Source organism: Streptomyces sp. NBC_00582, assembly GCF_036345155.1.
Taxonomy (GTDB): domain Bacteria; phylum Actinomycetota; class Actinomycetes; order Streptomycetales; family Streptomycetaceae; genus Streptomyces.
On the sequence record NZ_CP107772.1, the window covers coordinates 6,367,978 to 6,387,108 of the forward strand.

Genomic DNA, 19,131 nt, shown 5'->3' on the forward strand with positions numbered 1-19,131 from the left:
GGGCAACCCCGGTTGTCCACAGCCCCCGGCGAACGGCAGCCCCCCGTCGTACCCTGGACACCCCCGGCCCGTGACGCGTGTCGGGCCCTTCGCGTTGCCCACCCTCCGACGAAAGCCGCCCCGAATGAGCCTGCACGGTCTGCTCGACGCCGTCGTCAAGGACACCGCCCTCGCCGAAGCGATCCCCGCGGCCGCAGACGGCAACCGCATGCACATCGACCTGGTCGGCCCTCCGGCGGCCCGCCCCTTCGCCATCGCCGCCCTCGCGCGCGAGACCGGCCGTACGGTCCTCGCCGTCACCGCGACCGGCCGCGAGGCCGAGGACCTGGCCGCCGCCCTGCGCTCCCTGCTGCCCTCGGACGCCGTCGCCGAGTACCCCTCCTGGGAGACGCTCCCGCACGAACGCCTCAGCCCCCGCAGCGACACCGTCGGCCGTCGCCTCGCCGTCCTGCGCCGCCTGGCCCACCCCCGCCCCGACGACCCCGAGACGGGCCCGGTCTCGGTGGTCGTGGCACCCGTCCGCTCGGTGCTGCAGCCCCAGGTCAAGGGCCTCGGCGACCTGGAGCCGGTGGCCCTGCGCACCGGGCAGCAGGCCGACCTGAACCAGACGGTCGAGGCGCTCGCGGCGGCGGCGTACGCGCGCGTGGAGCTCGTCGAGAAGCGCGGCGAGTTCGCCGTACGCGGCGGCATCCTCGACGTGTTCCCGCCCACCGAGGAACACCCCCTGCGCGTCGAGTTCTGGGGCGACGACGTCGAGGAGATCCGCTACTTCAAGGTCGCCGACCAGCGGTCCCTGGAGGTCGCCGAACACGGCCTGTGGGCCCCGCCCTGCCGGGAACTGCTGCTGACCGACGACGTCCGCACGCGTGCGCGTGCCCTCGCCGAACAGCACCCCGAACTCGGCGAACTGCTCCACCGGATCGCCGAGGGCATCGCGGTCGAGGGCATGGAGTCCCTCGCCCCCGTCCTCGTCGACGACATGGAGCTGCTGATCGACGTCCTGCCCAAGGGCGCGATGGCCGTCGTGTGCGACCCGGAGCGGGTCCGCACGCGCGCCGCCGACCTGGTGGCGACCTCGCAGGAGTTCCTGCAGGCGTCCTGGGCGGCCACGGCCGGCGGCGGCGAGGCGCCCATCGACGTCGGCGCGGCCTCCCTGTGGTCGATCGCCGACGTCCGTGACCGCGCGCGCGAGCTGGACATGATGTGGTGGTCGGTGTCGCCGTTCGCCGCGGACCTCGAACTCGAGGCGGACACCCTCCAGCTCGGGATGCACGCCCCCGAGACCTACCGCGGCGACACCGCGAAGGCCCTCGCCGACACCAAGGGCTGGCTCGCCGACGGCTGGCGCGTCGTCTTCGTCACCGAGGGCCACGGCCCGGCGTCCCGCACGGTCGAGGTCCTCGGCGGCGAGGGCGTGGCCGCCCGCCTGGACACGGACCTCGCCTCGCTGAGCCCCTCCGTCGTCCATGTGGCGTGCGGCTCCATCGAGTACGGCTTCGTGGACACGGCCCTGAAGCTGGTCGTCCTCACGGAGACCGACCTGTCGGGCCAGAAGGCGGCCGGCAGGGACGGCGCGCGCATGCCCGCGCGCCGCAGGAAGACGATCGACCCGCTCACCCTGGAGGCGGGCGACTACATCGTCCACGAGCAGCACGGCGTCGGCCGTTACATCGAGATGGTGCAGCGCACCGTGCAGGGCGCCACGCGCGAGTACCTGGTCGTCGAGTACGCCCCCGCCAAGCGCGGCCAGCCCGGCGACCGCCTCTACATCCCCACCGACCAGCTGGAGCAGATCACCAAGTACGTCGGCGGCGAGGCACCCACCCTGCACCGCCTCGGCGGCGCCGACTGGACGAAGACCAAGGCGCGCGCGAAGAAGGCCGTCAAGGAGATCGCCGCCGACCTGATCAAGCTGTACAGCGCGCGCATGGCGGCCCCCGGGCACGCCTTCGGCACGGACACGCCGTGGCAGCGCGAGCTGGAGGACGCGTTCCCGTACGCGGAGACCCCCGACCAGCTCACCACCATCGCCGAGGTCAAGGACGACATGGAGAAGACGGTCCCCATGGACCGCCTGATCTGCGGCGACGTCGGCTACGGCAAGACGGAGATCGCGGTCCGCGCCGCCTTCAAGGCCGTCCAGGACGGCAAGCAGGTCGCGGTCCTCGTCCCGACGACGCTGCTCGTGCAGCAGCACTTCGGCACGTTCAGCGAGCGGTACGCGCAGTTCCCCGTCAAGGTGAGGGCGCTGTCCCGCTTCCAGACCGACACCGAGGCCAAGGCGGTCCTGGAGGGGCTGCGCGAGGGCTCCGTGGACGTCGTCATCGGCACCCACCGCCTGTTCTCCTCGGAGACGAAGTTCAAGGACCTCGGCCTCGTCATCGTCGACGAGGAGCAGCGCTTCGGCGTCGAGCACAAGGAGCAGCTGAAGAAGCTCCGCGCGAACGTCGACGTGCTGACGATGTCCGCGACCCCGATCCCGCGCACCCTGGAGATGGCGGTCACCGGCATCCGCGAGATGTCCACGATCACCACCCCGCCGGAGGAGCGCCACCCGGTGCTCACCTTCGTCGGCCCGTACGAGGAGAAGCAGATCGGCGCCGCCGTCCGCCGTGAGCTCCTGCGCGAGGGCCAGGTCTTCTACATCCACAACCGGGTCGAGTCGATCGACCGCGCGGCCGCCCGGCTGCGGGAGATCGTGCCCGAGGCACGGATCGCCACCGCCCACGGCCAGATGTCCGAGACGGCCCTCGAACAGGTCGTCGTCGACTTCTGGGAGAAGAAGTTCGACGTGCTCGTCTCGACGACGATCGTCGAGTCCGGCATCGACATCTCCAACGCCAACACCCTCATCGTGGAGCGCGGCGACACCTTCGGTCTCTCCCAGCTGCACCAGCTCCGGGGCCGGGTGGGCCGGGGCCGGGAGCGCGGGTACGCCTACTTCCTGTACCCGCCGGAGAAGCCCCTGACGGAGACCGCGCACGAGCGGCTCGCCACGATCGCCCAGCACACCGAGATGGGCGCGGGCATGTACGTCGCGATGAAGGACCTGGAGATCCGCGGCGCCGGAAACCTCCTCGGCGGCGAGCAGTCCGGGCACATCGCGGGCGTCGGCTTCGACCTGTACGTCCGGATGGTCGGCGAGGCGGTCGCCGACTACCGGCGTCAGCTGGAGACCGGGGAGATCGAGGAGGAGCCGCCGCTCGAGGTCAAGATCGAGCTGCCGGTCGACGCGCACGTCCCGCACGACTACGCCCCCGGCGAGCGGCTGCGTCTGCAGGCCTACCGTGCCATCGCCTCCGCCAACTCCGAGGAGGACGTCAGGGCCGTACGCGAGGAACTCGTCGACCGCTACGGCAAGCTGCCCGAGCCGGTGGAGAACCTGCTCCTCGTCGCGGGCCTGCGGATGCTGGCACGCGCGTGCGGTGTCGCTGAGATCGTGCTGCAGGGCACCAACATCCGCTTCGCGCCGGTGGAGTTGCGTGAGTCGCAGGAGCTCCGGCTGAAGCGCCTGTACCCCGGCTCCGTCATCAAGCCGGCCGTCCACCAGGTCCTCGTCCCCCGTCCGAAGACGGCGAAGGTCGGCGGCAAGCCGCTGGTCGGGCGGGAACTGCTGGGCTGGGTGGGCGAGTTCCTGGCGTCGGTGCTGGGCTCCTAGGAGGCGGGGGCCGTCAGGCCACCGGCCGGATCCGTCCGCCGGTGGTCTCGGCCAGGGCCGCCGCCAGCCGGTCGCGGACCGCGACCTGGGCCGCGATCCGCTCCTCCATGACCGCGAGCCGCCGCAGCGCGACCTCCAGGGTCCGCCCGGTCGGCGGGGACGCGGTCACGTCCCGGTCCAGGCAGGGCAGGAACACCTGTACGTCGTCCAGGGTGAGCCCCGCCCGTACGAGGCTGCGGATGTTGCGGACGCGGACGGTGACGGCGGGGTCGTAGAGCCGGTAGCCGTTGGCGGCGCGCTCGGAGACGATGAGCCCCGCCTGCTCGTAGTGGCGCAGGGCGCGCACGGAGGCCCCGGTGACCTCGGCGAGCTCGCCGATGCGCAGGCGTGGTCCGGGCGGACCGGGGGCCGTCGTGTCGCCTGGCTGCTGCATGCACGTCAGTCTCATGCGACGACCGCGCCGCCGTCCACCGGAAGGACCACCCCGGTGATGAACGAGGCCTTGGGTGAGGCGAGTCGCGTGATCGCCCAGGCGACCTCCTGCGGGCGGCCGATCCGGCCGAGCGGGGTGTGCGCGAGCTGCCAGGCGCGGATCGCGGCACGCTGTTCGGGCGTCCAGCCGGTGTGGTCGGCGATCGGTGTCTCGATCGCGCCGGGCGCCACCGCGGCGACCCGGATCCCGAGGGGTGCCAGTTCGACCGCCCAACTGCGGGTGAGCACGTCGAGGGCGGCCTTCGCGGCCGCGTACAGGGAGTTGCCCGGCCAGCCGCGCTGTCCGACGGACGTCGTCACGTTCACGACGACACCCCGGCTCTCCGTCAGGGCGGGCAGCGCGGCCTGGGTGAGGAGGAGGGGCGCGACCAGGTTCGTCGCGAGGAGGGGGCGTACCGAGTCGGGGGTGTAGGTGCGCAGGGAGTCGGTGGTGACGACGGCCGCGTTGTTGACGAGGACGTCGATGCGACCGTGGCGTTCCAGGGCGGTGCGGACGACGCCTGACGGGCCGTCCTCGGCCGTGAGGTCGGCGGCGAGCGGGACTATGCGGTCCTCGTCGTGGGCGGCGGTCTCGGCGAGGGGCACCGGGCGGCGGCCCACCGCGATCACCCGGTCGCCCTGTGCGGCGAAGGCGTGGGCGGTGGCGCGGCCGATGCCGGTGCCGGCGCCGGTGACGAGGACGGTTCGGGGGCTGTTCGCTTCGGTCATGCGGGGATCCTCGGACCCTGACGCCGGTGTCAGGGTCAAGCGCCGGCCCGGCGGGGGCGGTTCAGGCGGGCGGGAGCAGGAACAGCGGAAGCTCCCGCAGCACCTCCTCGGGGTCCTCGTCGGCGAGGAGCCGGTCGAGGTTGTGGCCGAGCAGCAGGGTGGCGAAGCCGTGAGCCAGGGACCAGACGGCGATGCGGGTGTGCCGGGTGCGCGGGTCGTCGTCGGCGGGTGCGGCGGTGGCGATCGCGCGGGTCAGGGCCGCGCCGGAGAGCGCGCGGGCCGTGGTCAGCTCCAGGTCGTCGGCGTGCAGCAGGTTCGGCGCGAACATCACCTGGAAGTGCGCCGGGTGCTGGCGGGCGAAGCGGACATAGCGTGCGCCCGCGTCCCGCAGGTCCGTCGCCCCGGCGAGCGCCTCGGCCAGCAGGCCGTGCCCCTCGGCCGCGATCGCCGTCAGCAGACCGGTGCGGTCGCGGAAGTGATGGGCGGGGGCGGCGTGCGAGACGCCGGCGCGGCGGGCCAGGTCGCGCAGGCTCAGGGCGGACGGGCCGTCGGCGGCGATGGCGTCGAGGGCGGTGTCGAGGAGGGCGCGGCGCAGATCGCCGTGGTGGTACGGGCTCATGGGGAGCAGGCTACGTCGAATCTAGGCATTGACAAGTTGTGGGCACACGGGGCAATCTTGTCAGTGTCAAGTTGTGGGGGATGCCGAACACGACGAGGGGGAGACGTCATGTCCGAGAGCGAGTCCGCGAACCAGGTGAACGGGCGGGAGCGACAGGGGCCGCAGACGCCACCGGTGGAGCCGGCCCGGGCTCGCCGGCTCTGGCACCTGCTGGAACCCCTGCACGCGGTCCTGTACTACGCGCCCGAGGTCTTCGAGGAGGCCGCCCGGCTCGGCCTCGACGCCGCGGACCGCTGGCCCAGCTATTTCCCGTTCCGCGCCGCACCCCTGGGTCCGGTCGTCAGCGGGGCCGTGACCTCGGCCTTCTACAGCTTCGCGCCCGGCATGGTCGCCCGGTACGTCGACGAGGCCCGCCGGGTCACCACCCCCGCCGCCGCCCTGAGGGCGAGGCTGCGCGGCGTCGACCGGGCCTACCGAACCCTGCTCGGCGACCGGGTCGACAGCCGTGAGCTGGAGGAGGCGGCCGAACTCGCCCGGCGCGCCGCGCAGGCGGCGGACACCGCGGGCCGCCCGCTCGCCGCCGCCAACGCCGCTCTGGAGTGGCCGGTCGAACCCCACCTCCAGCTCTGGCAGGCGGCCACGATCCTGCGCGAGCACCGCGGCGACGGCCATCTCGCCGCCCTCATGATCGCCGGCCTGGATCCGGCCGAGGCGCTGGTGTCCTTCGCCGCGATAGGCGCCGCGTCGGTCGAGCGCTTCGAGAGCCGCGGCTGGTCGGCCGGCGAGTGGGCGGCGGCCCGCGAGCGCCTGGCCGCCCGAGGACTGGTCCAGCCGGACGGTACGGCGACGGAGGCCGGCCGCGACCTGCGCCGCCGTGTGGAGCAGGACACCGACCGCCTCGCCCTCGGCCCCTGGCAGGCCCTGGGGGCCAAGGACACCGAACGCCTGGCCGACCTCCTCGGCGACTACTGGGTCGCGGTCATCGGCTCCGGCCTGCTGCCCTCGGAGTCGACCCTGGGGATCGGCAAGGTGTGAGGCCCGGCCGGTGGTGCGTGCGAGAAGCCGCCCGCGGGAGGTGAGGCTGCGCGGACGGCTCCTTGTTCACCTGGTGTGCGGGGTCCGGCGCCCGGGCCGGACATTCCTCCGTGGTCTCTTCGGCGGTCGCGTCATCGCCCTGGGGTCCCTCGGGGTCATCGCCTCGCGGGTCACTGCCCCTCGGGCCGGTCGGGCCGTTCGCGGTCCATGCCGAGCGAGCCCTCGATCCTCTGCTGGGCTTCGTCGACCTGACCCTCGTACGTGTTGCCCGTCCTCTCGTTGACCTTCCGTTCGCCGGCGTCGGACATGTCCTTGGCCTTGTCCTGTGCCGTCCGGCTGTGCCTGAACCTGTCGAAGATGCCCATGCAGAGCTCCTTCCGGAGGTGACTCACCCTCGACGATATTCCCGGGATACGAGCAATGCCCACTTGAGACCGTGGTGGTCTGGACCTCCTGTATGCCGCCGAGCGTCCCATCGGTACGGTGTGCACCGACGTCCGCCGGGGAAACCGCCCTGTGCGGGGTGGAAGCGGGCAGACAAGGGGAGGGGCGCACGCGATGCGTCTGAGGGGTGGGGCGGCGACCGCCGCCATGCTGATGAGCGCGGTGACCGTCGCGGCGGTGGCCGGCTGCACCGACCAGACCGCCGGAGGCCTCGGATCGGGGCCGGGTTCCGGGGCGGGGGCGACGACGGGCGGGGGAGCGGCTCTCACGGCCGCCGAGTCGCTTCCCGTGAAGGGGCGCGCACCCAAGACCGGCTACGAACGGGACCGGTTCGGCACCGCGTGGGCGGACACGGACTCCAACGGCTGCGACACCCGTGACGACATCCTCAAGCGCGATCTGAAGGAGGTGAGGTTCACCGGCGGTGCCTGCAAGGTGTCGTACGGCGTGCTGGAGTCCGACCCGTACTCCGGCCAGGACGTGACCTATCGGCGCGGTGCCAGCAAGGTCGACATCGACCATGTCGTCGCCCTGTCCGACGCCTGGCAGAAGGGGGCGAAGTACTGGGACGCGAGCAAGCGCATAGCGCTCGCCAACGACCCGCTGAACCTCTTGGCCGTCGACGCGAGCACCAACCGTTCCAAGGGGGACGGGGACACCGCGACCTGGCTGCCGCCGAACAAGGCCTACCGGTGCACGTATGTCGCGGCGCAGGTGGCCGTGAAGAAGAAGTACGGGCTGTGGGTCACGGCGGCGGAGAAGTCCGCGATGGAGAAGGTGCTCTCCTCCTGCCCCGGCCAGAAGCTCCCCACGGGCGGCAACCCGACGAAGGCACCGGAACGCTTCCACGCGGGCTGACGGCCGCACGGGCTTCGGCCAGTACGGGGGCGTGAACACTCGGTCCGCAGGGATCGATGAGTCGGTAAAGGAGTTCACGGGCGGCAAACGGGCGCCCCGCGGCAAATCGGTCAGGTTCAGCAAGAGCTGGTCAAGGGAGCTGAAAGATCGGTCCGTGGACCTGTCCACAGACTGTTCACAGTAGGCAAGATCGGCGAGCTTCTGTGTCGCTTTCCGATCACTGGTGGGGGTCCAGGTCGTGCTGCGCTTCCGGCTGTCCAGCCGTTCGAGCCGCTTGAGTCGTTCGCGTCGTTCCCGACGGTCGATCGGCGCGTTTCGTTCCCGTCGTGTCCTGCGGGGTCTGTCCGCGCTGCTGCTCACCGCCCTGGCCCTGATGCTGACGACCGACCAGGCCCTCGCGGAGGGACTGGAGTTGGGCCGTGTCGAACTGCCGGGGATGAGCCTGGCGTCCCTCGCGCACTGGTTCACCGACCCGCACTGGGGCAGGCTGCCGCACCAGCAGTCCGGCACCGCGGCCGGGCGCCGGCACCAGGTGTCCGCCGCCGCGACCGCCGCCCACCGCGGCGCGGGCCACGCCCCCGGGAGGGCGAAGGGCGAACTGCCCGCCTACCGGGCCCACAAGCCGGCCACGCCGAAGGGCCGCAGCGCAGGCGCCGCCGGGTACAACGCCAAGACCAGCAAGCGCAGCACCACCAAGTCCAGCCGCACGGAGACCGTCTACGACAACGCCGACGGGTCGGTCACCCGCCGTATCTCGCAGAACCCGGTCAACTACCAGGTCGGCAAGGGCAGATGGGCGCCCATCGACGTGGACGTGCGGGCCGGGCCGGACGGGCGGTGGTACGAGAAGGCCAACTCCCTCGACGTCGACTTCGCGGCCCGGGCCACCGACCCCGCGCTCGCCTCCCTCGCGACCGACACCCGGCACGGCGTGGCCTACGCCCTCAAGGGTGCCGCGCCGGTCGAGGGCACCGCCGACGGCTCGACCGTCACCTACGACCGGGTTCTGCCCGGCACCGACCTGAAGGTGCGGCCCACCGCCACCGGGATGAAGGAGTCCGTAGTCCTCACGGACGCGGGCGCCGGCGCCACCTGGACCTTCCCCCTCACCCTCAAGGGCCTCACGCCCAGCCAGGAAGCGGACGGCTGGATCGACCTCCGGGACTCCTCCGGGACGACCGTCGAGCGCATCCCCCCGGCGTACGCCTACGACTCCAAGGTGAACCCGCGCTCCGGCGACCCGGCCACCACCCACGCCGTCACCACCGAGCTCGTCCACGACACCGACGGCTACGCCCTGCGCCTCACCCTCGACAGCGCCTGGCTGCACGCGAAGAACCGGGTCTTCCCGGTCACCGTCGACCCCACCGTCGAGGACGGCTGGACCACCACCTACGCCGAGTCCGGGTCCGGCAACAACGTGGACCACTCCTACGAGCAGACCGTCAAGGTCGGCTCCTACGACTCCGGCACCCACGCCGCGAACAGCTTCGTCAACCACTGGGACACCGCCTGGGACGGCAGCAACGCCACCGTCACCGCCGCGACCCTGCACCTGTTCGACACCTGGGCCTCCACCTGCACGGCGGAACGTTTCGACGTGGCGCTGGTGACCAGCGCCTGGACCCCGGAGGGCGTCACCGGTTACCCCGGCCCGTCCATGGGGTCGTCGATCGGCAACGCCACCCCGAGCGTGCCGAACGCCTGCGCCAACACCGCCGCGGACCGCACGGTCGGCGACTGGGTGAGCGTCTCGCTGTCCACCTCGGCGATCCAGGGCTGGTTCAGCGGCGCAACCGCCGACCACGGGCTCGGCGTGTACGCCTCCACCGCCGACACCCTGCACTGGAAGCAGTTCGGCTCCTTCAACGACCCGGGCAAGGGCCCCTGGATCGAGGTCACCTACACCGGCAACACCGCCCCGCAGCTGTACGAGCAGTTCCCGGCGGACAACGCGGTCGTCTCCACCACCACCCCCGAGTTCACCGCCTGGGCCGGTGGTGCCAACTCCACCTCCGGCAGCGCCAACCAGTACCTGTTCCGGGTCTACGACGCCGCCGGCACCAAGGTCGCCGACTCGGGCCTTGTCTCCACCGGCGACTGGACCGTCCCCGCCGGCAAGCTCGCCTGGGGCAAGAACTACAGCTGGACCGTCCAGGCGTACGACTCGGCCACGAACCTCTACTCACCGGCCGACCCGTACGAGATCGCGGTCCAGGTCCCGCAGACCGTCATCACCTCGGGGCTCTCGCAGAACAGCAGCGACCACGGCTTCGACGCGTCGATCGGCAACTACACCACCTCCGACACCGACGCCTCGATCTCCACGGTCGGCCCGTCCCTGGACATCGACCGCGACTACAACTCCCGTGACCCGCGCTGGACCGGCGCGTTCGGCGCGGGCTGGTCCAGCATCCTCGACGCCCGGGCCACCGAGCAGTACACGGCGTCCGGCGCGGTCGCCAGCGTCCAGGTCACCTACCCGGACGGCTCGCAGGCGGGCTACGGCAGGAACAGCGACGGCACCTTCACACCCGGCGGCGGACGGTTCGCCACCTTCAAGTCGGTCACCGGCGGCTACACGCTCACCGACAAGGACGACACCCTCTACACCTTCACCCAGTCCCTGGGCTCCGGCGCCTACGGTCTGACCTCGGTGACCGACGCCAACGGGCGCGCCCTCACCCTCACCTGGACGAGCGGCCACATCACGAAGATGACCTCGGCGGTCTCCGGGCGCTCGCTGACCATGACCTGGTCCACCCCGTCCGGCGCGCTCGCCGCCCACGTCCGGACCGTCGTCACCGACCCGGTCACCGCCGGCGACACGAACACGACGCAGACCTGGACGTACGGCTACACCGGCGATCAGCTGACCACCGTCTGCTCGCCGCTGAGCACGACCAAGTGCACGACGTACGGCTACACCACCGGCTCCGGCTACCAGAACGCGGCGCTCGACCTCGACCCGCACACCTTCTGGCCGCTGTCGGAGACCTCCGGCACCAGCGCCAAGGACGCGGTCCTCGCCAACGAGGGGACCACGAACGCGACGTACGAGAACGTCACGCTCGGCCAGAGCGGCCCCCTCACCGGGTCCTCCGCGAAGGCGGCCGGCTTCAACGGCACCTCCTCCGACGTCTCCCTGCCGAAGAACCTCGGCAACGACACCGACTCCGGCGCGCTCTCCCTGTGGTTCAAGACGTCCGCCGGACCGGGGGTGCTGTACTCGTACGCCTCCCAGCCGATCGGCTCCGGGCAGGCGGCCGGCTTCTACACGCCGTCCGTGTACGTCGGCACGGACGGCAAGCTGAACGCCGAGTTCTGGTACAGCGGCGGCATCAACCCGATCGTGTCCTCGGCGTCCGTCGCCGACGGCAAGTGGCACCACGTCGTGCTGTCCGCCGCCGGCAACTCACAGACCCTCTACCTGGACAACGCCAAGGTCGGCTCGCGCACCGGCACCATCTCCATCAAGAGCGCCACCGCCTTCGGCAAGAACCAGTCCTTCAACTACCTCGGCACCGGCTTCCTCGGCGGCGACTGGCCCGACGAGCCGCACGCCTCCACCACCGACGACACCGGCTACGCCACCTACTTCAACGGCTCCATCGCCGACGTCGGCTGGTACAGCCGCCCGCTGGTCGCCGCCGACGTGAACGCCCTGTACACGTACGGCACGCACAGCGAGTCCCTGCTGACCTCGGTCAAGCGGCCGTCCGGCAAGACGTTCGCGGCGATGACCTACAACACCGACTCGACCGTGCTCACCCAGATGACGGACGAGAACGGCGGCACCTGGGCGCTCGGCACCCCGGCCGTCACCGGGTCGAGCGACACCTACCGGGGCGCCGTCCTCGGCGGGGCGCCGAGCCAGTACTTCCGGCTCGGGGAGGCGGCCGGGGCCACGACCGCCGTCGACCAGGTGCGCGGCGGCAACGGCACCTACACCTCCGTCACCCTCGGCGCGTCCGGCCCGTTCAGCGACCAGAAGGCCGCCACCTTCGACGGCTCCACCTCGTACGTCGAGGTCCCGGCCGCCGGGCTGCACTCCGGCAACGACCGCAGCGTCGAGCTGTGGTTCAAGACCGCCAACCAGGGTGTCCTGATCGGTGACCAGTCGGTGGCCCTCGCCGGGGCGAGCACCCCCTCCGGCAGTTGGACGCCGGTGCTGTACGTCGGCAGCGACAACAAGCTGCACGGCCACTTCTGGTCCGGCAGCGGCTCGGGGTCGACGGCGTTCGGCTCGACGGGCACGGTCACCGACAACGCCTGGCACCAGGTCGTGCTCAGCGTCACCGGCTCCACCCAGACGATGTACCTGGACGGCGTCCAGCAGGCCGCCTACAGCGGCGCCCCGAACGACCAGTCCAACAACCACCTCTACATCGGCGCCGGCTTCGCCAAGTCCTGGGTGAATTCGCCCGCCGACATCAGCTACTTCAAGGGCTCCGTCGCCGAGGCCGCCTTCTACCGGACGGGCCTCACGGCGGCGGACGTCGAGGCGCACAGGGAGGCCGCGAAGAACTCCACCGGCCTGCTCCCCGTCGAGACGGTGACGGTCACGGAACCGACCACCAAGACCCTGAAGTACACCTACGACGTCACCAACGGCAACCGCGCCCTGACCGAGACCGACGGCCTCGGCAACAAGACCAGCTTCGGCTACGACTCGGCCGGTTTCGAGCACACGGTCACCGACCCCAACGGCGCGCTCACGATCACCGGTCACGACGTGCGCGGCAACGTGGTCTCCTCCACGTCCTGCCAGGACCAGGCCGCGAACAAGTGCAACACCGAGTACTACACGTACTACCCCGACGACACCACGGCCCAGCTCACCACCGCCGACCCACGCAACGACCAGCTCCTCACCGAGCGGGACGGCAGATCGGCCTCGGCGACCGACACCGCCTACCTGACGTCGTACACCTACGACACGGCCGGCAACCAGACCGCCATCACCGGCCCGGCCGTCCCCGGCTTCCCGAACGGCCGTACGACGAACACCGTCTACAGCGACGGGACCAGCGCCTACCCGTCCGCCGACGGCGGGGTGGTCCCCAAGGGCCTGCCGGTGAAGACCGTCTCGCCGGGCGGGGCCGTCAACCAGGTGGCGTATTTCAAGAACGGCGACGTGGCCTCGACGACCGACGCCCTCGGCCTGGTCACCTCCTACACCTACGACGGCCTCGGCCAGGTCCTCACCGAGAAGGTCGTCTCCGACACCTACCCGAACGGCCTCACCACCAGCTACACCTACGACGCGGCCGGCCAGGTCCTCCAGGAGCACGACCCGCAGCTCACCGACCGCGTCACCGGCGCCACCCACGCCGCCGTCACCACCTCCGTCTACGACGACGACGGCGACGTCCTCTCCCAGACGGTGGCCGACGCGAGCGGCGGCGACCACGCCCGCACCCAGAACTGGACCTACGACGCCTACGACCGCGTCCTGACCGAGGCCGACGCCAACGCGGCCGAGGGCGCCGCCAACGGCAACACGACGACGTACGGCTACGACACCTCGGGCAACAAGACCAAGGAGGTGACGAGCGCCGGCACCGAGACCCGGTACACGTACAACGACAACGGCGACCTGCTCACCCAGGGCCTGATGTACACGGGCGACCCGGTGAACCCGCAGGCGGCGACGCTGCTCACCGAGTCCTCCCGGGCCTACGACCCGGCCGGGCGGCTCGCGTCCGTCACCGACGCGATGGGCAGCACGACCTCGTACACCTACACCGACGACGGTCTGACGGCGACGGTGAAGAGGACCAGCGCCGACGGCACCAGCACCTACACGCTGGAGTCGGACCTCTACGACGCGGCCGGCAACCTCACCCAGCAGACCACCGACAACGGCGAGACGGTCACCAAGTACACGGTCGACGCGGCCTCCCGCACCACGTCCACCGAGCTCGACCCCACCGGCGTGGACCGGGTGACCACGGTGTCGTACACCCCGGACGACCAGGTCGCCTCCGAGAACGACCACGACTCCTCCGGCTACGACCGCACCACCACGAACACCTACGACGACATGGGCAACCTGCTCAGCGAGACGCTGTACGGGGACGCCTCCGGTCATCCGGCGGGCTGGTGGAAGCTGAACCAGACGGCGGGCCGCTCGGTCACCGACACCTCCGGCACCGGCAACACCGCCACCGCGGGCACCGGCGTCACCTGGGCGGACGACGCGGCGAAGTTCGCGGGCACCTCGACCGGCACCGGTGACCTCGTCGCCACCAACAGCCCGGTCCTGGACACCACCGCCTCCTACACGGTCTCCGCGTGGGTGAACCTCGCGGACACCTCCGCCGTCCGCACCTTCGTCGCACAGGGCGGCACCAACCGGGCGTCCTTCTACCTCCAGTACAACAAGACGGCGAACGCCTTCCGCTTCCACGCGGCCAGTGCGGACGCCGCCTCCCCGTCCGCCTTCTACGACGCCCAGGCGAGCACGACCGCCCCGTTGAACACCTGGACTCATCTGGCCGGCGTGTTCGACGCGAGCAACGGCTCGATGAAGCTGTACGTCAACGGCGTCCAGGACGGCACCGCCACGAACACCTCCCCGTGGACCGGCACCGGACCGCTGAGCATCGGCGGCACCAAGACCGCCGGCGGAACGACCTCGGACGTGGTCAACGGCGAGGTCGGGAACGTACAGGTCTACCAGCGGGCGCTGTCGGCGACGGAGGTCTCCTCGCTGTACGGCAAGGGCCGCACCGGCGGCACGGTCGGCTCCTCCGACGCCCAGACCACCAGGTACGCCTACGACAAGCGCGGCCTGCCGACGTCCATGACGGACGCCGAGCAGCACACCACGGACTACGCCTACGACGAGGCGGGCAACCTCGCGGTCACCACCGCGCCCGCCGTCCAGGCCGAGCCCGACGGGACGACGGCCGCCACCGTCCGCCCGGTCACCACCAGCGGCTTCAACACCTTCGGCGAGGCTGTCGAGGAACAGGACCCGAACGGCCTGGTCACGACCACCGTCTACGACGCGGAGGGCGACAAGGTCTCCGAGACGCTCCCGTCGTACACCCCGGCGGGCGGCTCCACCCCCGACGCGGGTACGACGGTCTGGACGTACGACAGCGAGGGCAACCAGACGTCCGTCACCACGCCCGGCGGGAGGACGACCTCCTATCTGTACGACCAGATGGGCGACGTCGCCCGGATCACCGAGCCCGACGGGACCACGACACACGCCGTCTACGACGCCAACGGCGAGCCGCGCTCCGTGACCGACGGCACGGGCGCCCAGACCCAGGCCACCTACGACTTCCTCGGCCGCCAGGTCACGTCGACGACGCTGGAGCGCCGCCCGTCGACGAAGACCCTCACGACCACCACCTCCTACGCGGTGACCACCGGCAACCCCTATGGGGCGCACGCCTCCTCGGTCACCACCCCGGGCGGAGTGAGGACGTCGTACGGCTACGACCGGGCCGGTGAGATCACCTCGGTCACCGACGGCGCGGGCAACACCACCGGCTACACCTACGACTTCCAGGGCGACCCGCAGAGGACGACCCTCGCCGACGGCACCTGGACCCAGACCGACTACAACGCCGACGGCGATCCGGTCGCCACGCGCGCGTACGACAAGAACAACGTCCAGCTGTGGTCGACCTCGCAGCAGTACGACGGTGTCGGCAACCTGGTCGCCGCCACCGACGCGCGACAGCACACGAGCCGTTTCACGTACGACGCGGCCGGGACGATCACCCAGGAGGTCCAGCCGGTCGACGCGTCCACGTCGATCACCACGACCTTCGGCTACGACGCGGCCGGCAACCGCACCCGCTTCACCGACGGCCGCGGCAACTCCTGGCGCTACACGTACACCCCGTGGGGCCAGCAGGAGACGATCGTCGAGCCGACCACGGCCCGGTACGGCTCGGCCGCCGACTCCACGACGACGTTCGCGTATGACGCGGACGGGCAGTTGACGTCGGCGGTTCTCCCCGGTGGCACGACGACGTCGATGACGTACGACGCCGTCGGCCAGTTGGCGTCCATGTCCGGCACGGGCGCCGACGCGGCGACCGCGAGGCGCAGCTTCACCTACGACGCCGACGGCCGCGTGCTGTCCGCCGACACCGACGAGGCGGGCGTCACCGGCGCGGCCGACCACCAGGACGCCACGCACGCCGCGTTCACCTACGACGACCGCGGCGACCTGCTGACGACATCGGGTTCGGCGGGTACGTCGAGCTTCGCCTACAACGACGACGCGGCGGTGACGTCCCGCACGGACGCGGCCGGCACGACGACGTACGGCTACGACACGGCCGGCCGGCCGGCCTCCATGAACGACCCGGCCACGGGCAATCAGCTGACGTACACCTACGACCAGTTGAACGACGTGAAGACGGTCACGTACGGCTCGACGGGCCAGACGCGCACCTTCACCTACGACAGCCGGCACGAGCTGACCAACGACGTCCTCGTGCAGGGCGCGTCGACGGTGGCGAGCTTCGCGTACGGCTACGACGACGACGGCAACCTGACGTCCAAGACGACGACGGGCGTCTCGGGCGCGTCGGCGAACACGTACGCGTACGACTGGGCCAACCGCCTCACGTCCTGGACGAGCGGCTCGACGACGACCTCGTACGCCTACGACGCCTCCGGCAACCGGGTCCGCAACGGCGCGGACGTCTACACGTACGACGAGCGCGACGAGCTGACGTCCGACGGCACGCACAGCTACTCCTACTCGGCGCGCGGCACGATGACGCAGGAGTCGTCGACGGCCGGCGGGACGGTGGCGTACCGGACGGACGCCTTCGGCGGGCAGATCGTCGCGGGCGAGCAGTCGTACACGCTGGACGCGACCGGCCGGAACATCACCGACCGGGACACGACGACGGGGTCGACGCGCACCTTCGCCTACTCCGGCGCCGGCAACACGATCGCCTCGGACGGCGACGACACCTACACCTACGACCCGTCGGGCGGCCTGGTCGGGGTGAAGCCCTCCGGCGGCGGCGCGGTGCTCGCCCTGACCGACCAGCACAACGACGTGGTGGGGTCCTTCACCTCGGGTGCGACGACTCTGGCGGGCTCGGCCTCCTACGACCCGCTGGGCAAGGTGGTCTCCCCGACGGACACGGTGGTCGGCCACCTCGGCTTCCAGTCCGGCTGGACGGAACCCGGCACGGGTGACGTGGGCACGGCGTCCCGCTGGTACGACCCGGCCACCGGCGAGTTCCTCAACAAGGACAGCCTGTCGCTGAACCCGGTGCCGAACTCGGTCTCCGCGAACCCCTTCGCCTACGTCGACGACAACCCGCTGGCCGGCACCGACGACTCGGGCAACTGCTCCTGGTACGACGTGGTGTGCGGGGCGAAGAAGGCCGCGCACAAGGTGAGCCACGCCGTCAAGCACGCGGCGCACAAGGTCTACCACGCGGTCAAGCACGCGGCCCGCAAGGTCGTGCACGCGGTGAAGCACGCCGCCCACAAGGTGGTCCACCACGTGAAGGACGTGTACCGCGCGACGGTGCGGGTGGTGCGACGCGTCTACCACTACACGGCACGGCGTGTGAGACGCGCGTATCACCGTGTGGTCCATGCGGTGCACTCCGCCTACCACAAGGTGTCCCATGCGGTGCATCGCGTGGTGCATGCCGTGAAGAAGGCGGCGAAGAAGGTCACGCACGCCGTGAAGAAGGCGGCGCACGCCGTCGCGCACGCGGCCCGGACCGCGTACCACGCGACCGTGAAGGCGGCGAAGGCGACGGCGACCTTCGCGAAGCACCACGCGGCCGCGATCACCTCCTTCGTGGTCTCCACGGCGGTCTTCGCGGGCTGCGAGGCGTTGACCGCCGGTGTCGGCTCGATCGGCTGCGCGGCGGCCGCGGGCGCGGTCGGCTCCCTCGTGGAGCAGGGCTTCGCCTGCGCGGAGAACGGCGGTGACGACTGCTCCGCGGGCGCCTTCGCGGGCGCCGCGGTGACCGGCGCGGTCGCCGGCGCGCTCGGTGGCGCCCTCGGCAAGATCGGCGGCAAGCTCCTCGCCAAGGCGGCCCCCAAGGCGATGAAGGTCGTCGGCGGCCTGTTCGGCAAGGGCGCCACGGAGGCCGAGGAGACGGCGGCGACCGACGCGACGGAGGCGGCGGCCTCCCGGGCGGATTCGGAGGGGGCGGGCTCTCGGGCCCAGTCGCATTCGGACGAGGCGGGGCCCGGATGCCGGGTTTCCCCGCCGCACAGCTTCACGGGCGCGACCCGCGTGCTGATGGCCGACGGCACCACGAAGGCCATCGACCAGGTGCGGGTGGGCGACGAGATCGCCAACGCGGTGCCCGGAGCGGCAGGCACGCAGGCGCACGTGGTCACCGACGTGATCGTCACGCACACCGACCACGACTTCGTGGACGTGACGGTGAAGGCGCCGGGCAAGGTCGCGGAGGGCGTCGGCGCGAAGAAGTCCGCGGTGAAGTCCCTCGCCGGGAAGGCGGCCCGCAAGGCGGCGTTCGGCCTGGCGGCGTCGGCGGCGCTGCTGGGCGCGCTGTCCGCCGGCCACGGCCACGGCGACGGCACGGCACCGGCGACCCGGCCGGTGGCGGCGGTCGCACCCGGCGCGCACCTGACGACGACCTTCCACCACCCCTTCTACGACGAGACCCGCTCTTCCTTCGTCGAGGCCAAGGACCTCGGGCCCGGCGACGTCCTCCAGACACCGACCGGCACGGCGACGGTCGCGGCGGTCCGGCCGTACCACGCGGACAGCACCACGTACGACCTGACGATCGGCGCCCTGCACACGTACTACGTGCAGGCGGGAACCACGCCGGTGCTCGTCCACAACTGCGACGAGGAGGAGATCGCCGCAGGAGCCAAGCAACTGGCCGACGACATCCACGGCCAGATCAAGAACGGGCTCGCGCGTGACGTCTTCCGGACGACGGCGGTGACCGCCGCGCGCCGAGCCGACGGTTCGCTGGTGCACGTGGTCTCCGCGGCGGGCGCCGGGCTCGAGAAGGCCCAGCTCGACTACATCGCCACCCTGGGGCGTGAGGACATCGAGATCGCCACCAATGTGGCCGGGGCCCACGCCGAGGAGACCGCCGTCAACCACATGGCGACGAACAACCTGACCCCGGTGGCCGGCGGTGTGTCCCGCAACGCCTGCGCACCCGACGGCTGTGAGGACTTCCTGGGCGACGTCGGGGCCGAGATGCTGGGACCCGTTACCCTCGGCACGAAGGCGAAGATACCCGGACAGTCCATGTACGTATGGAGAGACCACGAGGCATGGTCGAACTTCCTGGCGACCATGGGATACCGGTGAGCGGCG

The 19,131-nt window shown here is 71.4% G+C and carries 8 protein-coding genes; 4 read left to right on the top strand and 4 right to left on the bottom strand.

Annotated elements, in window-relative coordinates:
* The first annotated feature begins 124 nt into the window (after nt 1-124).
* A complete protein-coding gene (gene mfd, locus OG852_RS28680; RefSeq protein ID WP_133912331.1) occupies nt 125-3,658 on the top strand; it encodes a transcription-repair coupling factor in 3,534 nt (1,177 codons plus the stop codon).
* Between the two features lie 13 nt (nt 3,659-3,671).
* Here mfd and OG852_RS28685 read toward each other — a convergent pair whose 3' ends face one another.
* From OG852_RS28685 to OG852_RS28695, 3 genes are all read right to left on the bottom strand, one after another.
* Nucleotides 3,672-4,043, bottom strand: a complete 372-nt coding sequence (locus OG852_RS28685; protein ID WP_133912415.1) for a MerR family transcriptional regulator — start codon at nt 4,041-4,043, stop codon at nt 3,672-3,674.
* A gap of 59 nt (nt 4,044-4,102) precedes the next feature.
* Nucleotides 4,103-4,858: an SDR family NAD(P)-dependent oxidoreductase gene (locus OG852_RS28690; protein ID WP_330349390.1), complete on the bottom strand. Its 756-nt coding sequence runs from the start codon at nt 4,856-4,858 to the stop codon at nt 4,103-4,105.
* A 61-nt stretch (nt 4,859-4,919) separates the two neighbouring features.
* Nucleotides 4,920-5,477: a TetR/AcrR family transcriptional regulator gene (locus tag OG852_RS28695; RefSeq protein ID WP_330349391.1), complete on the bottom strand. Its 558-nt coding sequence runs from the start codon at nt 5,475-5,477 to the stop codon at nt 4,920-4,922.
* Nucleotides 5,478-5,585: 108 nt separating this feature from the next.
* Between OG852_RS28695 and OG852_RS28700 the strand changes: the two genes are divergently transcribed.
* The gene (locus tag OG852_RS28700) at nt 5,586-6,512 is read left to right on the top strand and encodes an SCO6745 family protein (protein ID WP_330349392.1); all 927 of its coding nucleotides are present in this window, start codon (nt 5,586-5,588) and stop codon (nt 6,510-6,512) included.
* Nucleotides 6,513-6,682: 170 nt separating this feature from the next.
* Here OG852_RS28700 and OG852_RS28705 read toward each other — a convergent pair whose 3' ends face one another.
* Nucleotides 6,683-6,877 carry an antitoxin gene (locus OG852_RS28705; RefSeq protein WP_133912334.1) on the bottom strand — a complete coding sequence of 65 codons (195 nt, stop codon included), beginning with the start codon at nt 6,875-6,877 and terminating at the stop codon, nt 6,683-6,685.
* A gap of 193 nt (nt 6,878-7,070) precedes the next feature.
* Here OG852_RS28705 and OG852_RS28710 point away from each other — a divergent pair, with 193 nt between their 5' ends.
* Both OG852_RS28710 and OG852_RS28715 read left to right on the top strand, forming a co-directional pair.
* Nucleotides 7,071-7,814: an HNH endonuclease family protein gene (locus OG852_RS28710; RefSeq protein ID WP_330349393.1), complete on the top strand. Its 744-nt coding sequence runs from the start codon at nt 7,071-7,073 to the stop codon at nt 7,812-7,814.
* 274 nt (nt 7,815-8,088) lie between these two features.
* Nucleotides 8,089-19,125, top strand: a complete 11,037-nt coding sequence (locus tag OG852_RS28715; RefSeq protein WP_330349394.1) for a LamG-like jellyroll fold domain-containing protein — start codon at nt 8,089-8,091, stop codon at nt 19,123-19,125.
* The last annotated feature ends 6 nt before the right edge of the window (nt 19,126-19,131 follow it).